Raw genomic sequence first — 3,109 nt, forward strand, 5'->3', positions numbered from 1 at the left:
GCGGTATCCCGCCTTAATTCAGATGCTCTGGTAACTCAGTTACCGAGTAATTCACTTTTGCTCTGTATTTGTACCACTCTATATAACGAAACGCTCAGATGCTGTTTTGCAATAGGAGAAAAAAAATATCAAAAAATTGATGATTAATGGTGAGCTTGTGATAGAATGGATAAAAGAGAAAAGCATAAAGGATGTAGTTGTGGAGAATATTTGTTATGATTAGAAAGTTGCTGAACGGAGATATCGATAGAGTTGCTGACATATGGTTAAAGACAAATCTGAAAGCACATTATTTTATTTCCAATCAATACTGGAAAAGTAATTATGAATTAGTGAAAGAAATGATGTCACAATCCGAAGTCTATGTGTATGAAGAGGATAAAATGATTCAAGGATTTGTAGGACTAAATGCTGAATATATCGAAGGTATTTTTGTCTCCGATGAAATGCAGTCATGTGGCATAGGTAAGCTTTTATTAGATTATGTTAAGGATAAAAAAGTTAGCTTACGATTAAATGTATACCAGAAGAATGCCAGAGCAATTTCTTTTTACCAAAGAGAAGGGTTCATTATTCAATGTGAAGATTTGGATGAAGATACTGGTGAAAAAGAGTACACTATGCTATGGAAACGAAAATAGAAATCGGAAGTTGGAGGGATAATGAAATGAATATAAAAGATTTTAAGTGGACGAGAGAACCTGATGATTACACGCTGACAGATGACAAAATTGAGATTATTACACAGCCTGAAACTGATTTGTGGCAAAGAACTTACTATCATTTCCGCAATGATAATGCTCCGGTTTTGCAGATAGAAACAGAGGAAAAGTTTTTTTCATTTATGGTGAAAACAGATTTTAAGGAAAGCCATCATCGCTTTGATCAGTGCGGTGTGGTTATGTATCTTGACAGTGAGAATTGGTTGAAAGGTTCTATAGAATATGAGAATGACAATTTTCAGCACCTGGGAAGTGTTGTGACAAACAATGGATATTCAGATTGGGCAACTACGGAAATTGATGCAGAGATTAAATCTATGTGGTATCGTCTCAGTAGACGTGAAGATGATTATTGCATTGAATGTTCTGAGGATGGCATACGGTTTAAGCAAATGAGGATTTGTCATATGTGGGCTGGTGCAGGAAAAATTAAATTTGGAATTTATGCATGCAGTCCGGAAGATTCATCGTTTAAAGCGGTATTTACAGATATGAAATTGACGGAGTGTCAATGGAAAGCCCACGACGGTCAAAAACCGGATGAGATGTAGCAGAATGTATTTGATACAAAAAACCAATATGAAAATAGTTAAAGTTTTTCAGTTTGTGTAACTGAGAAAAATGAAAATTGCGGAGGTGGATTTGTTGAAGGAAAGTACATATCAAACTCCTTGCGGAACAATTCACTATTGGTCAAGTATTCTGAGTTTGGATACAACGACGCTTGTATTTCTTGCGGGGCTGACTGCTGACCATAGACTGTTTGATAAACAGGTTGCGTACTTCGATGGAAAATATAATATTATTGTATGGGATGCACCGGCTCATGCCTTTTAATCATAAAACCAATTATAATCGGTCAATCAATGGGAGGATATGTAGGCCAGGCTTATGCACAATTGTATCCTGACCGGCTGGCAGGTTTTATTTCCATTGATTCAGCACCGCTCCAGAGAAACTATGTGACAGCAGTGGAGATCTGGCTTCTGAAAAGAATGGAACCAGTATATGCACATTACCCATGGAAGTTGCTTTTGAAATCCGGAACAAAGGGAGTTGCAACTTCTAATTATGGCAGAAACCTGATGAAGGAAATGATGCTGGTCTATGATGGTGATCAGCATCGTTATGCACAAATTGCCGGGCATGGATTTCGTATTCTGGCAGAGGCAATGGAAAAGGATCTGCCTTATGAAATCAAATGTCCTTCCCTGTTGATATGTGGTACAAAGGATCATGCCGGTTCATGCATAAGGTATAACAGAGAATGGCATCGAAAAACGAAAATTCCTTTAAAGTGGATTGAAGGGGTCGGTCATAATTCTAATACAGATAAACCGGAGATGATCAATAGTTTACTAGAAGAGTTCTTCTCGAATATTTTATGACAGGCAACCTAAAGTTATTTGAATTGAAAAAGTTGGAGGATACACGCATGAAAATTGTAATCATTAATGGAAGTGCCAGAAAAGGAAACACGCTGACAGCAATCAATGCATTTATAAAAGGAGCGTCAGAAAAGAATGAAATTGAAATCATTGAACCCGACAAACTCAACATTGCACCATGCAAGGGATGTGGTGTCTGTCAATGCTCTAAGGGATGCGTCGATAAGGATGATACAAATCCTACAATTGATAAAATTGCTGCCGCAGATATGATTCTTTTTGCTACGCCAGTTTATTGGTGGGGAATGTCAGCACAATTGAAATTAGTCATTGATAAGTGCTACTGCCGTGGATTGCAGTTAAAAAATAAAAAAGTGGGCACGATTGTTGTAGGTGGTTCTCCCGTAGACAGTATCCAGTATGAGCTGATTGATAAGCAGTTTGACTGTATGGCAAAATATCTTTCATGGGACATGCTTTTCAATAAATCATATTATGCAACAGCCAGAGATGAACTTGAAAAAAATAAGAATTCCATGAATGAACTTGAGGGAATCGGAAAAAATTTATAAAGTACACTCCAAATTCAAGTTTGTAACGAAGGTATTTGCGATGAAAGGAATTAAGATTGAGTTATTGGGGATTGCAATAATACCTTTAGGAATTGCTGTGACAACAAATAATTTTTGGGGATATGTCCTAGGTGTTCTTGGATTTGGCGTCGCTGTAGTTGGCTGTTTTCTAAAAGATAATCACTGATAACTTCTTGTTTGAAAAATTGAGAAAACGTAATATTGAACAAAAAAGAAATGCACAGTTCTTAGCTTATCGTGAACTGTGCATTTTTGTAAATAAATACTTTTAATTAGCCGATTACGGCATCCTCTGCTGTAAAATGTTCCAGAGAGTTTTCTTTTACCTGAATGCAGATATAAGTAATTCCAGAAATATCGGATGCAAAAAACTGACGCTTTGCAGCAGGTGCGATTTTTAGCCAGT

Annotated in this window: 6 protein-coding genes and 1 pseudogene; 6 read left to right on the forward strand and 1 reads right to left on the reverse strand. The window is 36.8% G+C overall.

Annotation, left to right across the window (positions count from 1 at the left end):
• The first annotated feature begins 215 nt into the window (after positions 1-215).
• From LI074_RS16790 to LI074_RS16810, 6 genes are all read left to right on the forward strand, one after another.
• Complete coding sequence (locus tag LI074_RS16790) at positions 216-641, forward strand: GNAT family N-acetyltransferase (RefSeq protein ID WP_055057987.1); 426 nt, start codon at positions 216-218, stop codon at positions 639-641.
• Positions 642-667: 26 nt separating this feature from the next.
• Positions 668-1,273, forward strand: coding sequence for a DUF1349 domain-containing protein (locus tag LI074_RS16795; protein ID WP_120062782.1), 606 nt, complete (start codon positions 668-670; stop codon positions 1,271-1,273).
• 94 nt (positions 1,274-1,367) lie between these two features.
• Positions 1,368-1,559 (forward strand): alpha/beta fold hydrolase, encoded by a 192-nt coding sequence (locus LI074_RS17515; protein WP_270410938.1) that lies wholly within the window; start codon positions 1,368-1,370, stop codon positions 1,557-1,559.
• A 29-nt stretch (positions 1,560-1,588) separates the two neighbouring features.
• Positions 1,589-2,110 (forward strand): alpha/beta fold hydrolase, encoded by a 522-nt coding sequence (locus LI074_RS16800; protein WP_320443429.1) that lies wholly within the window; start codon positions 1,589-1,591, stop codon positions 2,108-2,110.
• A gap of 47 nt (positions 2,111-2,157) precedes the next feature.
• Positions 2,158-2,682: a flavodoxin family protein gene (locus tag LI074_RS16805; RefSeq protein ID WP_055057988.1), complete on the forward strand. Its 525-nt coding sequence runs from the start codon at positions 2,158-2,160 to the stop codon at positions 2,680-2,682.
• Positions 2,683-2,722: 40 nt separating this feature from the next.
• Positions 2,723-2,869: a hypothetical protein gene (locus tag LI074_RS16810; protein WP_008373708.1), complete on the forward strand. Its 147-nt coding sequence runs from the start codon at positions 2,723-2,725 to the stop codon at positions 2,867-2,869.
• Positions 2,870-2,975: 106 nt separating this feature from the next.
• Here the strand turns inward: LI074_RS16810 and LI074_RS18035 are convergent.
• Positions 2,976-3,109 (reverse strand): annotated as a pseudogene (locus LI074_RS18035) (cupin domain-containing protein); the annotation flags it as partial.

Origin of the sequence: Blautia sp. MSK18_10, assembly GCF_020553185.1 — a bacterium.
GTDB lineage: Bacteria > Bacillota > Clostridia > Lachnospirales > Lachnospiraceae > Blautia_A > Blautia_A wexlerae.

What these genes read in the sequence shown, in the direction of transcription:
- LI074_RS16795 (WP_120062782.1), top strand. Translation starts at nt 668, where the DNA reads ATGAATATAAAAGATTTTAAGTGGACGAGAGAACCTGATGATTACACG.
- LI074_RS16805 (WP_055057988.1), top strand. Translation starts at nt 2,158, where the DNA reads ATGAAAATTGTAATCATTAATGGAAGTGCCAGAAAAGGAAACACGCTG.
- LI074_RS16790 (WP_055057987.1), top strand. Translation starts at nt 216, where the DNA reads ATGATTAGAAAGTTGCTGAACGGAGATATCGATAGAGTTGCTGACATA.
- LI074_RS16800 (WP_320443429.1), top strand. Translation starts at nt 1,589, where the DNA reads ATGGGAGGATATGTAGGCCAGGCTTATGCACAATTGTATCCTGACCGG.
- LI074_RS16810 (WP_008373708.1), top strand. Translation starts at nt 2,723, where the DNA reads ATGAAAGGAATTAAGATTGAGTTATTGGGGATTGCAATAATACCTTTA.